This is a genomic window from Pseudomonas sp. W5-01 (genome assembly GCF_046540435.1).
Lineage (GTDB): Bacteria > Pseudomonadota > Gammaproteobacteria > Pseudomonadales > Pseudomonadaceae > Aquipseudomonas > Aquipseudomonas graminis_B.
Genome location: NZ_JAXCIP010000010.1, coordinates 1 through 15,251 on the forward strand (window position 1 = coordinate 1; position 15,251 = coordinate 15,251).

The 15,251-nt window shown below is 61.6% G+C and carries 10 protein-coding genes; 8 read left to right on the forward strand and 2 right to left on the reverse strand.

The annotated features are described in order from the left end of the window. Window positions 1-288 precede the first annotated feature (288 nt). Both aceF and aceE read right to left on the reverse strand, forming a co-directional pair. A complete protein-coding gene (gene aceF, locus SLW75_RS24505; RefSeq protein ID WP_410935686.1) occupies window positions 289-1,950 on the reverse strand; it encodes a dihydrolipoyllysine-residue acetyltransferase in 1,662 nt (553 codons plus the stop codon). Between the two features lie 146 nt (window positions 1,951-2,096). After that, the gene (gene aceE, locus SLW75_RS24510) at window positions 2,097-4,742 is read right to left on the reverse strand and encodes a pyruvate dehydrogenase (acetyl-transferring), homodimeric type (RefSeq protein ID WP_065987859.1); all 2,646 of its coding nucleotides are present in this window, start codon (window positions 4,740-4,742) and stop codon (window positions 2,097-2,099) included. 384 nt (window positions 4,743-5,126) lie between these two features. On the opposite strand from aceE, the gene glnE reads away from it, so the two are divergent. From glnE to SLW75_RS24550, 8 genes are all read left to right on the forward strand, one after another. Continuing rightward, window positions 5,127-8,078 carry a bifunctional [glutamate--ammonia ligase]-adenylyl-L-tyrosine phosphorylase/[glutamate--ammonia-ligase] adenylyltransferase gene (gene glnE / locus SLW75_RS24515; protein WP_410935687.1) on the forward strand — a complete coding sequence of 984 codons (2,952 nt, stop codon included), beginning with the start codon at window positions 5,127-5,129 and terminating at the stop codon, window positions 8,076-8,078. A 126-nt stretch (window positions 8,079-8,204) separates the two neighbouring features. Further along, window positions 8,205-9,239 (forward strand): lipopolysaccharide heptosyltransferase II, encoded by a 1,035-nt coding sequence (waaF, locus tag SLW75_RS24520; RefSeq protein WP_192130982.1) that lies wholly within the window; start codon window positions 8,205-8,207, stop codon window positions 9,237-9,239. Window position 9,240: 1 nt separating this feature from the next. Beyond that, window positions 9,241-10,305, forward strand: coding sequence for a lipopolysaccharide heptosyltransferase I (gene waaC, locus SLW75_RS24525; protein WP_192130984.1), 1,065 nt, complete (start codon window positions 9,241-9,243; stop codon window positions 10,303-10,305). After that, window positions 10,305-11,429 (forward strand): glycosyltransferase family 4 protein, encoded by a 1,125-nt coding sequence (locus SLW75_RS24530; RefSeq protein WP_410935688.1) that lies wholly within the window; start codon window positions 10,305-10,307, stop codon window positions 11,427-11,429. The genes waaC and SLW75_RS24530 overlap by 1 nt, the downstream gene beginning before the upstream one ends. Next, window positions 11,426-12,232: a lipopolysaccharide core heptose(I) kinase RfaP gene (rfaP, locus tag SLW75_RS24535; RefSeq protein WP_065987854.1), complete on the forward strand. Its 807-nt coding sequence runs from the start codon at window positions 11,426-11,428 to the stop codon at window positions 12,230-12,232. The genes SLW75_RS24530 and rfaP overlap by 4 nt, the downstream gene beginning before the upstream one ends. Continuing rightward, window positions 12,232-12,966 carry a lipopolysaccharide kinase InaA family protein gene (locus SLW75_RS24540; RefSeq protein WP_065987853.1) on the forward strand — a complete coding sequence of 245 codons (735 nt, stop codon included), beginning with the start codon at window positions 12,232-12,234 and terminating at the stop codon, window positions 12,964-12,966. Before rfaP ends, SLW75_RS24540 begins: the two co-directional genes overlap by 1 nt. Next, a complete protein-coding gene (locus SLW75_RS24545; RefSeq protein WP_410935689.1) occupies window positions 12,963-13,718 on the forward strand; it encodes a lipopolysaccharide kinase InaA family protein in 756 nt (251 codons plus the stop codon). The genes SLW75_RS24540 and SLW75_RS24545 overlap by 4 nt, the downstream gene beginning before the upstream one ends. Window positions 13,719-13,795: 77 nt before the next feature. After that, a complete protein-coding gene (locus SLW75_RS24550) occupies window positions 13,796-15,247 on the forward strand; it encodes a lipopolysaccharide kinase InaA family protein (protein WP_410928106.1) in 1,452 nt (483 codons plus the stop codon). Window positions 15,248-15,251: the final 4 nt, after the last annotated feature.

Sequence of the window (15,251 nt, forward strand, 5' to 3'; positions counted from 1 at the left end):
GGTTGAGGTACGAGCGTGGCAGCTCGTTAAACCTGGCGCTGAACGGGGGCGCTGAACGGGGACAGATTCATTTACGGTGGAGCGTTGTAAATAAATCAGTCCCCTTTACCGGTTGCCGTGAATGAGTGCTTTTCAAACGGCAAAAAAAGCCCCGCCAGTGAGCGGGGTTGAGGTACGAGCGTGGCAGCTCGTTAAACCTGGCGCTGAACGGGGGCGCTGAACGGGGACAGATTCATTTACGGTGGAGCGTTGTAAATAAATCAGTCCCCTTTACCGTCCGTTGGCGGCTTAGAGCAGAATTGTGCGGATGTCCGCCAACAATTCGCTCAGACGCTTGGTAAAGCGTGCAGCAGCGGCGCCGTTGATCACGCGGTGATCGTAGGACAGCGACAGCGGCAGCATCAAGCGCGGCTGGAAAGCCTTGCCGTCCCAGACCGGTTGCATGGTGGCCTTTGACACGCCAAGGATCGCCACTTCCGGCGCGTTGACGATCGGCGTGAAGCCGGTCCCGCCAATGTGACCCAGGCTGGAAATGGTGAAGCAGGCGCCTTGCATGTCGTTGGCCGACAGCTTTTTGGAGCGCGCTTTCTCAGCCAGCTCAGCTGCTTCGGCCGCCAGTTGCAGCAGGCTCTTCTGATCGACGTTCTTGATGACCGGGACCAGCAGGCCTTCCGGTGTGTCCACCGCGAAACCGATGTTGAAGTATTTCTTGCGAATGATCGCCTTGCCACTCGGTGCCAGCGAACTGTTGAAGTCCGGCAGCTCCTTGAGCATGTGCGCGCTGGCCTTGAGCAGCAGCGGCAGCACGGTCAGCTTGACGCCGGCTTTTTCGGCCACGGCTTTCTGCGCGATACGGAAAGCTTCCAGGTCGGTGATGTCGGCCTGGTCGAATTGCGTGACGTGCGGAATGTTCAGCCAGCTGCGATGCAGACCGGTTGCGCCCAGCTGCATCAGACGCGTCATCGGCACTTCTTCGGTTTCGCCGAAACGGCTGAAATCGACTTCCGGGATCGGCGGGATGCCCATGCCGCCGGCAGCGCCGCCAGCAGCAGGCGCGTCCTTGGACTTGGTCATGATCGATTTGACGTACGCCTGCACGTCTTCTTTCAGCACACGGCCGTGAGGGCCGGTTGCCGACACGGCGTTCAGCTCGACGCCGAACTCGCGAGCCAACTGACGAACCGCCGGGCCAGCGTGAACCTTGGCGCCATTGTTCGCAGGTGCAGCGGCAGGTGCAGGAGCGCTTTCAGCTTTGGCAGCCGGTGCGGGAGCAGCGGCAGCCGGAGCAGCCGATTCTGCCTTGGCCTGAGCCGGTGCAGCCGCCTGAGCAGGCGCAGCAGCAGGTGCAGCACCCGCCACTTTCAGTTTCAGAATCAGGTCGCCAGTGCCGACTTCGTCTTCAACCTTGACGCTGATGCTTTCGACAACGCCTGCGGCAGGAGACGGGATCTCCATCGAGGCTTTGTCGGATTCCAGAGTGATCAGGGATTGATCAGCTTCGATGCTGTCGCCCACTTTGACCATCAGCTCGATGATGCGAGCCTTGCCCGACGAACCGATATCCGGAACGTGAATATCCTGAACGGTATCCGACGCAGCAGGTGCAGCCGCTGCGGCAGGGGCTGCTTCGGCTTCGGCTGGCTTCTCGGCTGGCTTATCAGCAGCAGGGGCGGGCGCGGCGGCAGCAGGTGCAGCAGCAGGCTCGGCCGCCGCTTCGCCTTCCACTTCCAGCTCAAACAGTTCGTCGCCTTCTTTCAGACGGTCGCCCAGCTTCACTTTCATCGCCTTGATGACACCGGCTTTAGGCGCAGGGATTTCCATGCTTGCCTTGTCCGACTCCAGCGTCAGCACGCTCTGGTCAGCTTCGATGCGATCACCGACCTTGACCATCAACTCAATGACTTCACCTTCACCGTTGCCGATGTCGGGTACCCGAATTAACTCACTCACAATGTCTCTCCTTAGGAGAACCTGTTCCTCGACTGCGCTGATTCATCTGCGACGAAACAGCCTGGATGCTCATTTACCGAAGTAAATTCCGCATCGGCGGCTGTTTCGCGCACATTTCAGCGCTCTATTCGATCGTTACGCAGACCTTAGCAGTCCAGCGGGTTGCGCTTTTCAGGATCGATGCCGAACTTGGCAATGGCTTCCGCCACGACCTTAGGTTCGATATCGCCGCGATCGGCCAAGGCTTCCAGGGCGGCCAGCGCCACGAAGTGACGGTCAACTTCGAAGAAGTTGCGCAGCTTCTTGCGGCTGTCGCTGCGGCCGAAGCCGTCGGTGCCCAGAACTTTGTATTCCTTGGTCGGAACCCACTGACGGATCTGGTCAGCGAACAGTTTCATGTAGTCGGTCGAAGCGATCACCGGACCTTTACGGCCGTTGAGGCATTCTTCAACGTAGCTCAACTGTGGCTTCTGGCCGGGCTTCAGGCGGTTGCTGCGCTCTACGGCCAGGCCGTCGCGACGCAACTCGTTGAAGCTGGTGACGCTCCAGACGTCCGCGCCAATGTTGAACTGCTCGCGCAGGATCTTCGCCGCCTCGCGCACTTCACGCAGGATGGTGCCCGAACCGAGCAGCTGTACGTGGTGTGCGGCTTCCTTGGTGTCTTCTTCGAGCAGGTACATGCCCTTGATGATGCCTTCCTCGGAACCGGCCGGCATGGCAGGTTGCGTATAGGACTCGTTCATCACGGTCAGGTAGTAGAAGACGTCCTGCTGTTCTTCGAACATCTTCTTCATGCCGTCCTGAATGATCACCGCCAGCTCGTAGCCGTAGGTCGGATCGAAGGTGCGGCAGTTCGGGATGGTCGAAGCCAGGATGTGGCTGTGGCCGTCTTCGTGCTGCAGACCTTCACCGTTCAGGGTGGTACGACCGGCGGTGCCGCCAATCAGGAAGCCACGGGTGCGACTGTCGCCTGCGGCCCATGCCAGATCGCCGATACGCTGGAAACCGAACATCGAGTAGAAGATGTAGAACGGAATCATCGGCTGGTTGTGGCTGCTGTACGAAGTACCTGCAGCGATGAACGAAGACATCGCACCGGCTTCGTTGATGCCTTCCTCGAGGATCTGACCTTTCTTGTCCTCGCGGTAGAACATCACTTGTTCTTTGTCGACCGGCTCGTACAGCTGGCCTACGGACGAGTAGATGCCGAGCTGGCGGAACATGCCTTCCATACCGAAGGTACGGGCTTCGTCCGGGATGATCGGAACGATGCGCTGACCCACTTCCTTGTCCTTGACCAGTTGGGTCAGGATGCGGACGAAGGCCATGGTGGTGGAGATTTCGCGGTCGCCGGAGCCATCAAGGATCGCCTTGAGGGTTTCCAGTGGCGGGGTCGGCAGGCTGAAGCTCTGCGCGCGACGCTGTGGCACGAAGCCGCCCAGTGCAGCGCGACGCTCGGACAGGTAGCGCGCTTCGGCACTGCCTTCTTCCGGCTTGTAGAACGGCAGGGCTTCGAGCTGATCGTCTTTGATCGGGATGTCAAAGCGGTCACGGAAGTGACGCAGGCTGTCGACGTCGACCTTCTTGGTGTTGTGCGCGGTGTTTTTCGCTTCACCGGCGCCGGTGCCATAACCCTTGATGGTCTTGGCCAGAACCACGGTCGGCTGACCCTTGTGGTTCACCGCTGCGTGGTACGCCGCGTAGACCTTGTACGGGTCGTGACCGCCACGGTTGAGTTTCCAGATTTCGTCGTCGGACATATCCGCAACCATCGCCTTGAGTTCTGGCGAGTTGAAGAAGTGTTCGCGCACGAACGCGCCGTCTTTGGCTTTGTAGTTCTGGTATTCGCCGTCGATGACTTCGTCCATACGACGTTGCAGGATGCCGTCGACGTCCTTGGCCAGCAGTGGGTCCCAGAAACGGCCCCAGATGACTTTGCTCACGTTCCACTGAGCACCGCGGAACACGCCTTCCAGTTCCTGGATGATCTTGGCGTTGCCGCGAACCGGACCGTCCAGACGCTGCAGGTTGCAGTTCACGACGAAGATCAGGTTGTCGAGCTTCTCGCGACCGGCCAGGGCGATGGCGCCCAGGGATTCCGGCTCGTCGGTCTCGCCGTCGCCCAGGAAGCACCAGACTTTCTGCTTGCCTTCAGGGATGTAACCGCGGTGCTCCAGGTACTTCATGAAGCGCGCCTGGTAGATCGCCTGAATCGGACCCAGACCCATGGAAACGGTCGGGAACTGCCAGAAGTCTTTCATCAGCCATGGGTGTGGATAAGACGACAGGCCGTTGCCATCGACTTCCTGACGGAAGTTGTTCATCTGGTCTTCAGTGATGCGGCCTTCCATGAACGCACGGGCGTAAACGCCTGGCGATGCGTGACCCTGGAAGTAGATCAGGTCGCCGCCGTGTTCGTCGGTCGGGGCCTGGAAGAAGTAGTTGAATCCGATGTCGTACAGGGTTGCACTGGAAGCGAAGCTGGAGATGTGGCCGCCCAGATCCGGGTCGCCGATGTTGGTCTTGACCACCATCGCCAATGCGTTCCAACGTACCAGCGAGCGAATGCGGCGTTCCATGAACAGGTCGCCAGGCATGCGTGCTTCGTGGGTAACGGGGATGGTGTTGCGATAAGGCGTGGTGATGGCGTAAGGCAGTTGCGAACCACTTCGTGTGGCCAGCTCACCCATACGGGTCATCAGGTAGTGAGCACGGTCTTCGCCTTCTTTGTCGAGAACCGATTCCAGGGCGTCCAGCCATTCCTGGGTTTCGACGGGATCGAGGTCTTGCATGGCTTGCTCCAGGGCGGAAAGGCTTCCAGAATCGGTTGCCTGAGTTTGTTACGACTGGCCTTGTGGGCAGACGATGTAAATTCTTGGATGGCCGGATGGGTTCCCGGCGTTGTGTAGTTTTACTACAAATCTTGGGCTAATTCAGCTTTTTGACTTGTATATACAGTAGTAAAACTACAGCGCAGCGATGTTTTCGCTCGTGTTGCAGTGTCCGATAAAGCAGTGTTGTCGGTGCAAAAATCTGACGAATCGCCTGATATAACCTGCTGGCAGCCAAGAAACGCCAGCCATCAGCAATTTTTAACCTTTGTTCGACAGTCCGTCCGTGGCGTGTTTACGACCGCCTTGTCGGGCTGGCAATTGAACGCCGATCAAGGATAGAACATGAGCCTTCCCCTGCTGGCCGAGCTGCCGGCTGTCCTTATGCCGTTGGTCGCGCGGGCCGGCCAATCCTGGCGCACCGCGCTTGATTCCCTGACAGGTGAAGCCAGGCAGTCGTTTCGGACTTGGCCGGAGGCGCGGCTGCAGGCGTTCGACCGCGTCTGTGCGGCCAGCGATTTTGTTGCCGATCAGGTGTCGCGCGATCCGCTGATGTTGCTCGACCTCGCTGAATCCGGTGAGCTGGAGCGCAGTTTTGCGCCCGGCGAGCTGCTTGGGCACATCGCCAGTGCCGTCATTCAGGCTGCCAGCGACGATGAACTGGGGCGTAATCTACGTCGTCAACGTACGCGCCAGCAAGTGCGAATTATCTGGCGGGATCTGACCCGGCAGGCCGATCTGGTGGAAACCTGCCGCGATCTCTCAGACATGGCAGATGGCTGCATTGATCTGGCTTACAAGTGGCTGTACGAGCGGCATTGCCAGCAATTCGGCACGCCGACCGGCCGTCGGACCGGCGAGCCGCAGCAGATGGTCATCCTCGGCATGGGCAAGCTGGGCGCCGTCGAGCTGAACCTGTCCTCGGACATCGATCTTATCTTTGCCTACCCCGAAGGCGGCGAAACCCAGGGCGTCAAGCGGCCGCTGGACAATCAGGAATTCTTCATCCGACTGGGTCAGCGATTGATCAAGGCGCTGGACCCGGTCACGGTCGACGGCTTTGTCTTTCGTGTCGACATGCGCCTGCGGCCGTACGGGTCTTCCGGTGCCTTGGTGCTCAGTTTCAACGCGCTGGAGCAGTACTACCAGGATCAGGGCCGCGACTGGGAACGCTACGCCATGATCAAGGCGCGGGTGGTGGGCGGCGATCAGGAGAAGGGCAGCGAGTTGCTCGACATGCTGCGGCCGTTTGTCTATCGCCGCTACCTGGATTTCTCCGCCATTGAAGCGCTGCGCACCATGAAGCAGTTGATCCAGCAGGAAGTCCGCCGCAAGGGCATGGCCGAGAACATCAAGCTCGGTTCCGGCGGCATCCGCGAAGTGGAATTCATCGCCCAGGCGTTCCAGCTGATTCACGGCGGGCGCGATTTGAGTCTGCAGCAGCGGCCGCTGCTCAAGGTGCTGAAAACCCTGGAAGGACAGGGCTATTTGCCGGCTGCGGTCATCAATGAATTGCGTGAGGGCTACCAGTTTTTGCGCTACACCGAGCACGCCATTCAGGCGATCGCCGATCGGCAGACGCAAATGCTCCCCGACGACCCGCAGGATAAATCGCGCATCGCCTTCATGATGGGCTTTGCCGACTGGGCGAGTTTCCATGAACGACTGATGTATTGGCGTGAGCGGGTCGCGTGGCACTTCCGGCAGGTCATCGCTGACCCGGACGAGGAAGATGGGCAGCAGGACCACGGCGAAGAAATCGTCGGTGGCGAGTGGCTGCCGCTGTGGGAAGAGTCGCAGAACGAGGAAAGCGCCTGCCTCCAGCTCCAGGAGGGCGGATTCGCCGACGCGCAAAAGGCCCTGAAAAATCTGAGCAACCTGCGCAACAGTTCACAGCTGCGCTCAATGCAGCGTCTGGGGCGCGAACGGCTTGATGCCTTTATTCCGCGCCTGCTCGCCCAAGCGGTCGAGCACGACAATCCCGATCTGGTGCTGGAGCGGGTACTGCCGCTGGTGGAAGCGGTGGCCCGTCGCTCGGCGTATCTGGTGTTGCTCACTGAGAACCCCGGCGCACTGCGTCGATTGCTGACCCTGTGCGCGGCCAGCCCGTGGATTGCCGAACAGATCGCCCGCTTTCCGTTGCTGCTCGATGAGTTGCTTAACGAAGGTCGCCTGTTCAGCCCGCCCCAGGCGCTTGAACTGGCGGCTGAGCTGCGCGAGCGTCTGACGCGAATTCCCGAGGACGATCTCGAACAGCAAATGGAAGCCCTGCGGCATTTCAAGCTGGCGCACCGTCTGCGCGTGGCTGCGTCGGAAATCACCGGCAGCCTGCCGCTGATGAAAGTCAGCGATTACCTGACCTGGCTCGCCGAGGCGATTCTGGAGCAAGTGCTGGCGCTTGCCTGGCGCCACACCGTTGCCCGCCATGGCGCGCCGCGGCGTCCGGATGGCACCTTGTGCGATCCCGGTTTTGTCATCGTCGGCTACGGCAAGGTCGGCGGCATTGAGCTGGGACACGGCTCTGATTTGGACCTCGTGTTCATCCACGACGGCGATCCCCAGGCTGAGACCGACGGCGCCAAGCCGATCGATGGCGCGCAGTTTTTCACCCGGCTCGGTCAGCGGATCATTCACCTGATCACCACCCAGACCAACTCCGGGCAGTTGTACGAAGTCGACATGCGCCTTCGCCCGTCTGGCGCGGCGGGCTTGCTGGTGAGCTCGCTCGGGGCGTTTTCCCGGTATCAGGAGAACGAGGCCTGGACGTGGGAGCATCAGGCGTTAGTGCGCGCGCGGGTGCTGGTGGGCAGCACCGATGTCGGCCGGCAGTTCGAAGCCGTACGCGCTTTGGTGCTGGGCCGTGAACGGGATCTGCCGAAGCTGCGTCAGGAGGTCAGCGAGATGCGCGCCAAGATGCGCGACAACCTCGGCACCCGCGCAACGGCGGCCGGCAAGGGGGCGAATGCATTTGAACCGACGGCGCGGTTCGACCTCAAGCAGGACGCCGGAGGTATCGTCGATATTGAATTTATGGTGCAATACGCGGCTCTGGCGTGGTCCAGAGAGCATCCCGCGCTGCTTCGTTACACCGATAACATCCGTATTCTCGAAGGCCTTGAAGAGGCGGGCTTGATGGCCGCCGCCGATGCCGGACTGCTGCGTGAGGCCTACAAGGCCTACCGCTCGGCCGCTCACCGACAGGCGTTGCAGAACGATCCGGGTGTTGTGGCCGGCGACCAGTTCGTCACCGAGCGGCGCGAAGTGATGCGGCTCTGGGGGCAGCTGGGGCTGGGTTGATTGCTGGCAGGGTCCGGATCTGACGGATCTATATAAAGCTATGACAGGGAGGCGTCAGGCTGCGTGTGCAAGCATCACGCAGTTTGATGGGCCTCCCTGCTCGTTTCTGGTCGTTTTTGGATGAGCATGAGAATTCTGATCGTAGGGCCCAGCTGGGTGGGTGACATGGTGATGGCGCAGACGCTGTTCCAGTGCCTGAAACAGCGTCACCCGCAGTGCGAAATCGATGTGCTGGCGCCTGAGTGGAGCCGGCCGATCCTTGAGCGCATGCCTGAAGTGCGCACGGCCTTGAGCTTCCCGCTCGGCCATGGCGCGCTGGAACTGGCCACGCGCAGGCGCATAGGCAAGTCCCTCAAGGGCCAGTACGATCAGGCGATTCTGCTGCCCAATTCCCTGAAGTCGGCGCTGGTGCCGTTTTTCGCCGGCATTCCCAAACGCACCGGCTGGCGTGGCGAGTTTCGCTACGGCCTGCTTAATGACGTGCGCACCCTCGACAAACAGCGTTACCCGTTGATGATCGAGCGTTTTATGGCGCTGGCCTACGACAAAGGCGCTGAATTGCCGCGCCCTTATCCCAAACCCAGCCTGCAAATCGAAACCGCCAGCCGTGACGCGGCGCTAACCAAGTTCGGTCTGAGTCTTGATCGGCCCGTGCTTGCGCTGTGCCCGGGCGCCGAGTTCGGTGAATCCAAGCGCTGGCCTTCCGAGCACTACGCCAAAGTCGCCGAAGCAAAGATTCGTGAAGGCTGGCAGGTCTGGCTGTTCGGCTCCAAGAACGACCATGGGGTGGGCGAAAGCATTCGTGAGCGGCTGATTCCGGGGCTGCGCGAAGAATCCATGAACCTCAGCGGCGGCACGTCACTGGCCGAAGCCATTGACCTGCTGTCCTGCGCAGACGCCGTGGTTTCCAACGATTCCGGGCTGATGCACGTAGCCGCCGCGCTGAATCGCCCGCTGGTGGCGGTGTACGGCTCGACGTCGCCGGGCTTCACGCCGCCGCTGGCCGATGAAGTCGAGATCGTCCGGCTCGGCATCGAGTGCAGCCCGTGCTTCGAGCGCACCTGCCGCTTCGGCCATTACAACTGCCTGCGCCTGCTGGAGCCGGATTCGGTGATCCAGGCCCTTGGCCGCATTGGCGCCGCCCCGGTCGAGGTCGCCTGACTTGCGGGTACTGCTGATCAAAACTTCGTCACTGGGTGACGTGATCCACACCTTGCCCGCGCTGACCGACGCCATGGGCGCGCTGCCGGGCATCCAGTTCGACTGGGTGGTGGAAGAGGGCTTCTCCGAGATCCCGACCTGGCATCCGGCGGTCGCCAACGTGATTCCGGTGGCGATCCGTCGCTGGCGCAAGAACCTCTGGCAGACCGTCAAGAATGGCGAATGGCGCCAGTTCAAACAGCGCCTGCGCGACACTCGCTACGATCTGGTGATCGACGCTCAGGGCCTGCTGAAAAGTGCCTGGCTGACCCGCTACGTCAAAGCGCCTGTCGCCGGGCTGGGCAAGACTTCTGCGCGCGAGCCCATGGCCGCTCGTTTTTACGATCGCCCCTACGCCGTTGCCCGGGGCCAGCATGCGGTCGAGCGGTTGCGTCAGCTGTTCGGCCAGGCGCTGGGCTATCAGGTGCCTGCGGGACTGGGCGATTACGGCCTTGATCGCAGCCGCCTGCTCACTGCCACACACGACGCGCCCTTCGTGCTGTTCCTGCATGGCACCACGTGGGACACCAAGCACTGGCCCGAGCTGTATTGGCGACAATTGGCCGAACGCATGATCGGCCAAGGACTGGAAGTGCGACTGCCGTGGGGCAACCCGGCCGAGAAGGCGCGTGCCGAGCGCATTGCCGATGGCCTTGATAATGCCGTCGTGTTGCCCAAACTCAATCTGGCAGGGGTTGCTCGCGTACTGGCGAGCGCCCAGGGTTGCGTGGCGGTGGACACCGGTCTTGGTCATCTGGCTGCCGCACTGGATGTACCGACGCTTTCGTTGTTCGGCCCGACCAATCCGGGTCTGACCGGCGCCTACGGCCGGTCGCAGGTTCATCTGGCGGCCGATTACCCCGCCTGCGCGCCGTGCCTGCAAAAGAAATGCACCTACCGACCGACGCCTGAAGATCAGCGTCAGGTCGATACCGAACGCGAGTGGCCCATGTGCTTTACTCGCCTGAATCCCGAGCGGGTAGCGAACCAGTTAGGCGCGCTATTGCTGGCAAAGGAACATCCCTGATGCAACTGGCATTCGTGCTTTATAAATACTTCCCCTTCGGCGGCCTGCAGCGTGACTTCATGCGCATCGCCCTGGAGTGCCAGCAGCGCGGCCATAAAATCCGCGTCTACACGCTGATCTGGGAGGGCGACGTGCCGTCCGGCTTCGAAGTGCTGGTGGCGCCGGTCAAGGCGATCTTCAACCACCGCCGCAACGAAAAGCTCACCGACTGGATGAATGCCGACCTGGCCAAGCGTCCCGTGGACCGGTTGATCGGCTTCAACAAGATGCCCGGTCTGGACGTGTATTACGCCGCCGATGGCTGCTACGAAGACAAGGCCCAGAACCTGCGCCACGGCCTGTACAAATACTGGGGCCGCTACCGTCACTTCGCCGACTACGAACGCGCGGTGTTCGGCAAAGACGCCAAGACCGAAGTGCTGATGATCTCCGAAGTGCAGCAGCCGCTTTTCATCAAGCATTACGACACGCCGCTCGCGCGCTTTCATCTGCTGCCGCCGGGGATCTCTCAGGACCGCCGCGCACCGCCGAATGCGGCTGAAATCCGCGCTGAATTCCGTCGCGAGTTCAAGCTGGCCGACGATGACCTGTTGCTCGTGCAGATCGGCTCCGGCTTCAAGACCAAGGGCGTCGACCGCAGCCTCAAGGCGCTGGCGGCGCTGCCTGCTGAACTGAAAAAACGCACGCGACTGTTTGTCATCGGCCAGGACGACCCCAAGGTATTCCAGCTGCAAAGCACGACGCTGGGCCTGGGCGATCACGTCACCTTCATGAAAGGGCGCAGCGACATTCCGCGTTTTCTGTTGGGCGCCGACCTGTTGATTCATCCGGCGTACAACGAAAACACCGGCACCGTGCTGCTTGAAGCGCTGGTGGCGGGTCTTCCGGTGCTGGTCAGCGCGGTGTGCGGCTACGCCCATTACATCGCCGAGGCCGACAGCGGTCTGGTGCTCGATGAGCCGTTCGAACAGAACCAGCTCAATCAGTACCTGGCCCGCATCCTCAAGGACGACGCCGCGCGCAGCACCTGGAGCCGCAACGGGCTGACATTCGCCGACACGGCTGATCTTTACAGCATGCCGCAGCACGCTGCGGATGTGATTCTGGCGGAGCACCACGGATGAAACTGATCCTTGCTGAACCCTTCAAGAGCCTCTGGGCCGGGCGCGATGCGTTCGAAGCCGTCGAGGCGCTTGAAGGCCAGGTCTATCGCGAGCTCGAAAACCGGCGCACGTTGCGCACCGAGGTCAACGGGCGCGGTTACTTCGTCAAGATCCATCGCGGCATCGGCTGGGGTGAAGTGGCGAAGAACCTGCTGACCGCCAAACTGCCGGTGCTCGGCGCGGGTCAGGAGTGGGACGCGGTCAACCGTCTGCATGAAGTCGGCGTGCCGACCATGACCGCTGTGGCGTACGGCGAGCGCGGCAACAATCCAGCCACGCAGCATTCGTTCATCATCACCGAAGAACTGGCGCCGACCGAGAGCCTGGAAGACGTCAGCCTCAACTGGCGCACCGAGCCGCCCGAGCCGCGCATGAAGCGCGCGTACATCGCTGAAGTCGCTCGGCTGGTGGGCATGATGCACCGCGCCGGGGTTAATCATCGCGACTGCTACATCTGTCATTTTCTGCTGCACACCGACACGCCGGTCACGCCTGATGATTTCAGGCTCTCGGTGATCGACCTGCACCGCGCCCAGACGCGCCCGGCGATTACCCAGCGGTGGCGCAACAAAGACCTCGCCGCGCTGTATTTCTCGGCGATGGACATCGGCCTGACCCGGCGCGACAAACTGCGCTTTCTCAAGGGCTATTTCCAGCAGCCGCTGCGGCAGATCCTGGCCCAGGAATCGGCGCTGTTGAGCTGGCTTGAAGGCAAGGCCGAGAAGCTCTATCAGCGCAAACTGCGTTACGGGGATGCGCTCTGATGGCGGGTTGGAAGCTGGAGCCTGGCTACGCCGCGCTGACGGACGACTTCGGCACCCTCGACGCCGTGTTCGCCCTCAAAGGCGAGCGGCTGACCCGCGATCCGTTGTCCGAAGTCATCCGCGTCGAACGCGGTGGCGTGAACTACTACGTCAAGCGCTACGTCGCGGCGGGCAAGGGTTTGCGCCGGTATCTGGGACGGCCACGGGTCAAGTCCGAATGGCAGAACCTCAAGCGCTTCGCCAAGTGGGGCATTCCGACGGCAGAAGTCGTCGCCTGGGGCCTGGAGCGCAACGGCGCTGCGTATGATCGCGGCGCGCTGATCACCCGCGAGCTGCCGCGCACCGAAGATTTGTCCGAACTGGCGCGGGTCAACGACACGCGCCTGGACAGCCGTTCATGGGTCAACGGCGTCAGCCAGCAGGTGGCGCGTTACACCCGAACCATGCACGACCATCACTTCACCCATAACGATCTGAAGTGGCGCAACTTGCTGGTGGACGATCAGGCAACGGTGTTCTTGATCGACTGCCCCAACGGGGCGTTCTGGGTCAGCTTCATGCTGCGCTACCGGATCACCAAGGACCTTGCGTGCCTGGACAAGGTGGCTAAATATCATCTGTCGGCCACTCAGCGTCTGCGTTTCTATCTGCAATACCGTGGGCGCGAACGCTTGAACGAATCTGACAAAAAGCGCATCCGCCACATCGTCAGTTTTTTTGAGGGTCGCGAATGAGTGTGTTCATTGCTGACGCCGACCGGGGGCTGCTCGAGCGGCACGGTCTGGCGGACTTCGATGCGTTGTGGAGCGTCGAACTCGACGCGGTGGATGAACCCAACACCGGTCGCGGCGGCTGGAGCAGTGTGTTTCGCCTGGAGCTGGAAGGCTCCGGTTATTACCTCAAGCGCCAGAGCAACTACCTGACGTACACCCTGCATCACCCGTTCGGCGAGCCTTCGTTTTCCCGGGAGTTTCGCAACATCAGCCTGTATCAGAAGCTGGGCATTCCGGCGCTGCATGCGGTGTTTTACGCCGACAGGAAAGTCGACGGCGAGCGCCGCGCGATTCTCATGACCCGGGCGCTGGATGGCTGGACCGACCTGGACACGCTGTTGCAGGACTGGCACGAGCGGCCGGCCACCGAGCGTCTGGCGATTCTGCAGGCCTGCGGGCAACTGGCGCGCACGCTGCACAAGGCCGGGCAGGTGCATGGCTGTTTCTATCCCAAGCATATTTTCATGCGTGCGCGGGGCGGCGAGTATATGGCGCAGCTGATCGACCTGGAGAAGACGCGCAAGTCGATCTTCGGCCAGCGCGACCGGGTCAAGGACATCGAGCCTTTGCTACGCCGCGCACCGGTCTGGGACGAGACGGAAATCCGCGAACTGCTCGCCGCTTATCTGCACGCCCCGACCGACAGCGGGCTGGTTGACGCTTGGTGGCAGCGGGTTGCCAAGCGGGGCAGTCACAAGCGCCGTGACCGGTGATTTCCGGTTTTGATGCACACGAGATTCACTGCCTGTCAGATCTGTAATCTGGACAGGCTTGATCAAAGAGGGCGCCGATGCGTTTGTCTGAACTGAAAAACGCCGGTCGCACTCCGGCGCTGCCGATGAACATTGCGCTGGAGGATGCGGCCGGTCCTGCCGAGCTGCAATTGCTCAGCCTGCTGCGCGTCCTGCCCGGGCAACGCTACGTCGGCGCGGGCATCTGGCGCGGACGCACGGTCCTGGCCAAGCTGCTGGTCGGGCCGAAAGCCCCGCGGCATTTCCAGCGCGAGCGCGACGGCGTGCAGGCTTTGGCAAAGCAAGGCTTGCCGACGCCGTTGCTCTTGGCCGACGGGCTGCAGGAAGGTGAGGGCGGCTGGCTGCTGTTCGAGTTTCTGGATCAGGCCGAAAGTCTGGGCGATGCCTGGAAATCGGTGGAAGCGCTGCCGCCGCTGGCCGATGAACAACAGTCGGTGCTCGGCGATGCGCTCGCCGTTGTGGGCCAGATGCACGCCAAAGGCCTGTGGCAGGAAGACCTGCACCTGGACAATCTGCTGCGTCAGGGCTCGACCTTGTACGTGATCGACGGCGCAGGCATTCGCGTTGAGGAAGCCGGCAAGCCGTTGTCGCGGCAAAAAGTGCTGGAAAACCTCGGCGTGTTCTTCGCCCAGTTGCCGAAGTCGCTGGAGCCGTTCACCGAAGAATTACTGGTCTATTACCTGCTGAGCAATGGCGAGCATGGCTTGCCGGTCGAGGCCCTGCAAAAGCAGATCGACAAGGTGCGCAGTTGGCGCTTGCGGGATTACCTGATCAAGATCGGCCGTGAATGCAGCCTGTTCAGCGTCGAAGACGGGCCGTTCGCACTGCGCGCGATTCGTCGCGAGGAAGTGGCGTCGATGTTGCCGGTGCTGGAAAAGGCCGACGTGCTGGTCGAGGGCGGTCATCTGTACAAGACCGGTGGTGCGGCCAGCGTCGCCAAGGTAGACGTCGCCGGCCGCGAGCTGGTGATCAAGCGTTACAACATCAAGAACCTGGCGCATTGGCTCAAACGGTTCTGGCGACCGTCCCGCGCCTGGCACTCATGGCGCGAAGGCAATCGGCTGCGGTTCCTCGGCATCGCAACGCCCAAACCGCTGGCGCTGCTGGAAAAACGCTTCGTATGGCTGCGCCGAGAGGCGTTCCTGGTCACCGAGTTTCTGCCAGGCCCCGACATCATCGAGCGCTTTGCGCCCTACGTGGCCAGCGGCGATGCGCCGGAAGCCGAGTTGCAGGCGCTGGATCTGTTGTTTGCGCAGTTGATCCGCGAGCGCATCAGCCACGGCGATCTCAAAGGCCACAACGTGTTCTGGCACAACGATCGCTGGTCGCTCATCGATCTGGACGCCATGTGCCAGCATGGCTCCCAGACCTCGTTCGCGGCGGCGTTCGCCAAAGATCGCGCGCGCTTCATGCGCAACTGGCCGGCGGACAGCGCGCTGCACCAGTTGCTGGAGCAGCGCATTCCGACGGTTTCAAAAGCGCCGGACTGACCCG

Coding starts and splice junctions, on each gene's coding strand:
- aceE (WP_065987859.1), bottom strand. CDS start 4,742: ATGCAAGACCTCGATCCCGTCGAAACCCAGGAATGGCTGGACGCCCTG.
- glnE (WP_410935687.1), top strand. CDS start 5,127: ATGAGCCTTCCCCTGCTGGCCGAGCTGCCGGCTGTCCTTATGCCGTTG.
- waaF (WP_192130982.1), top strand. CDS start 8,205: ATGAGAATTCTGATCGTAGGGCCCAGCTGGGTGGGTGACATGGTGATG.
- SLW75_RS24530 (WP_410935688.1), top strand. CDS start 10,305: ATGCAACTGGCATTCGTGCTTTATAAATACTTCCCCTTCGGCGGCCTG.
- rfaP (WP_065987854.1), top strand. CDS start 11,426: ATGAAACTGATCCTTGCTGAACCCTTCAAGAGCCTCTGGGCCGGGCGC.
- SLW75_RS24540 (WP_065987853.1), top strand. CDS start 12,232: ATGGCGGGTTGGAAGCTGGAGCCTGGCTACGCCGCGCTGACGGACGAC.
- SLW75_RS24545 (WP_410935689.1), top strand. CDS start 12,963: ATGAGTGTGTTCATTGCTGACGCCGACCGGGGGCTGCTCGAGCGGCAC.
- SLW75_RS24550 (WP_410928106.1), top strand. CDS start 13,796: ATGCGTTTGTCTGAACTGAAAAACGCCGGTCGCACTCCGGCGCTGCCG.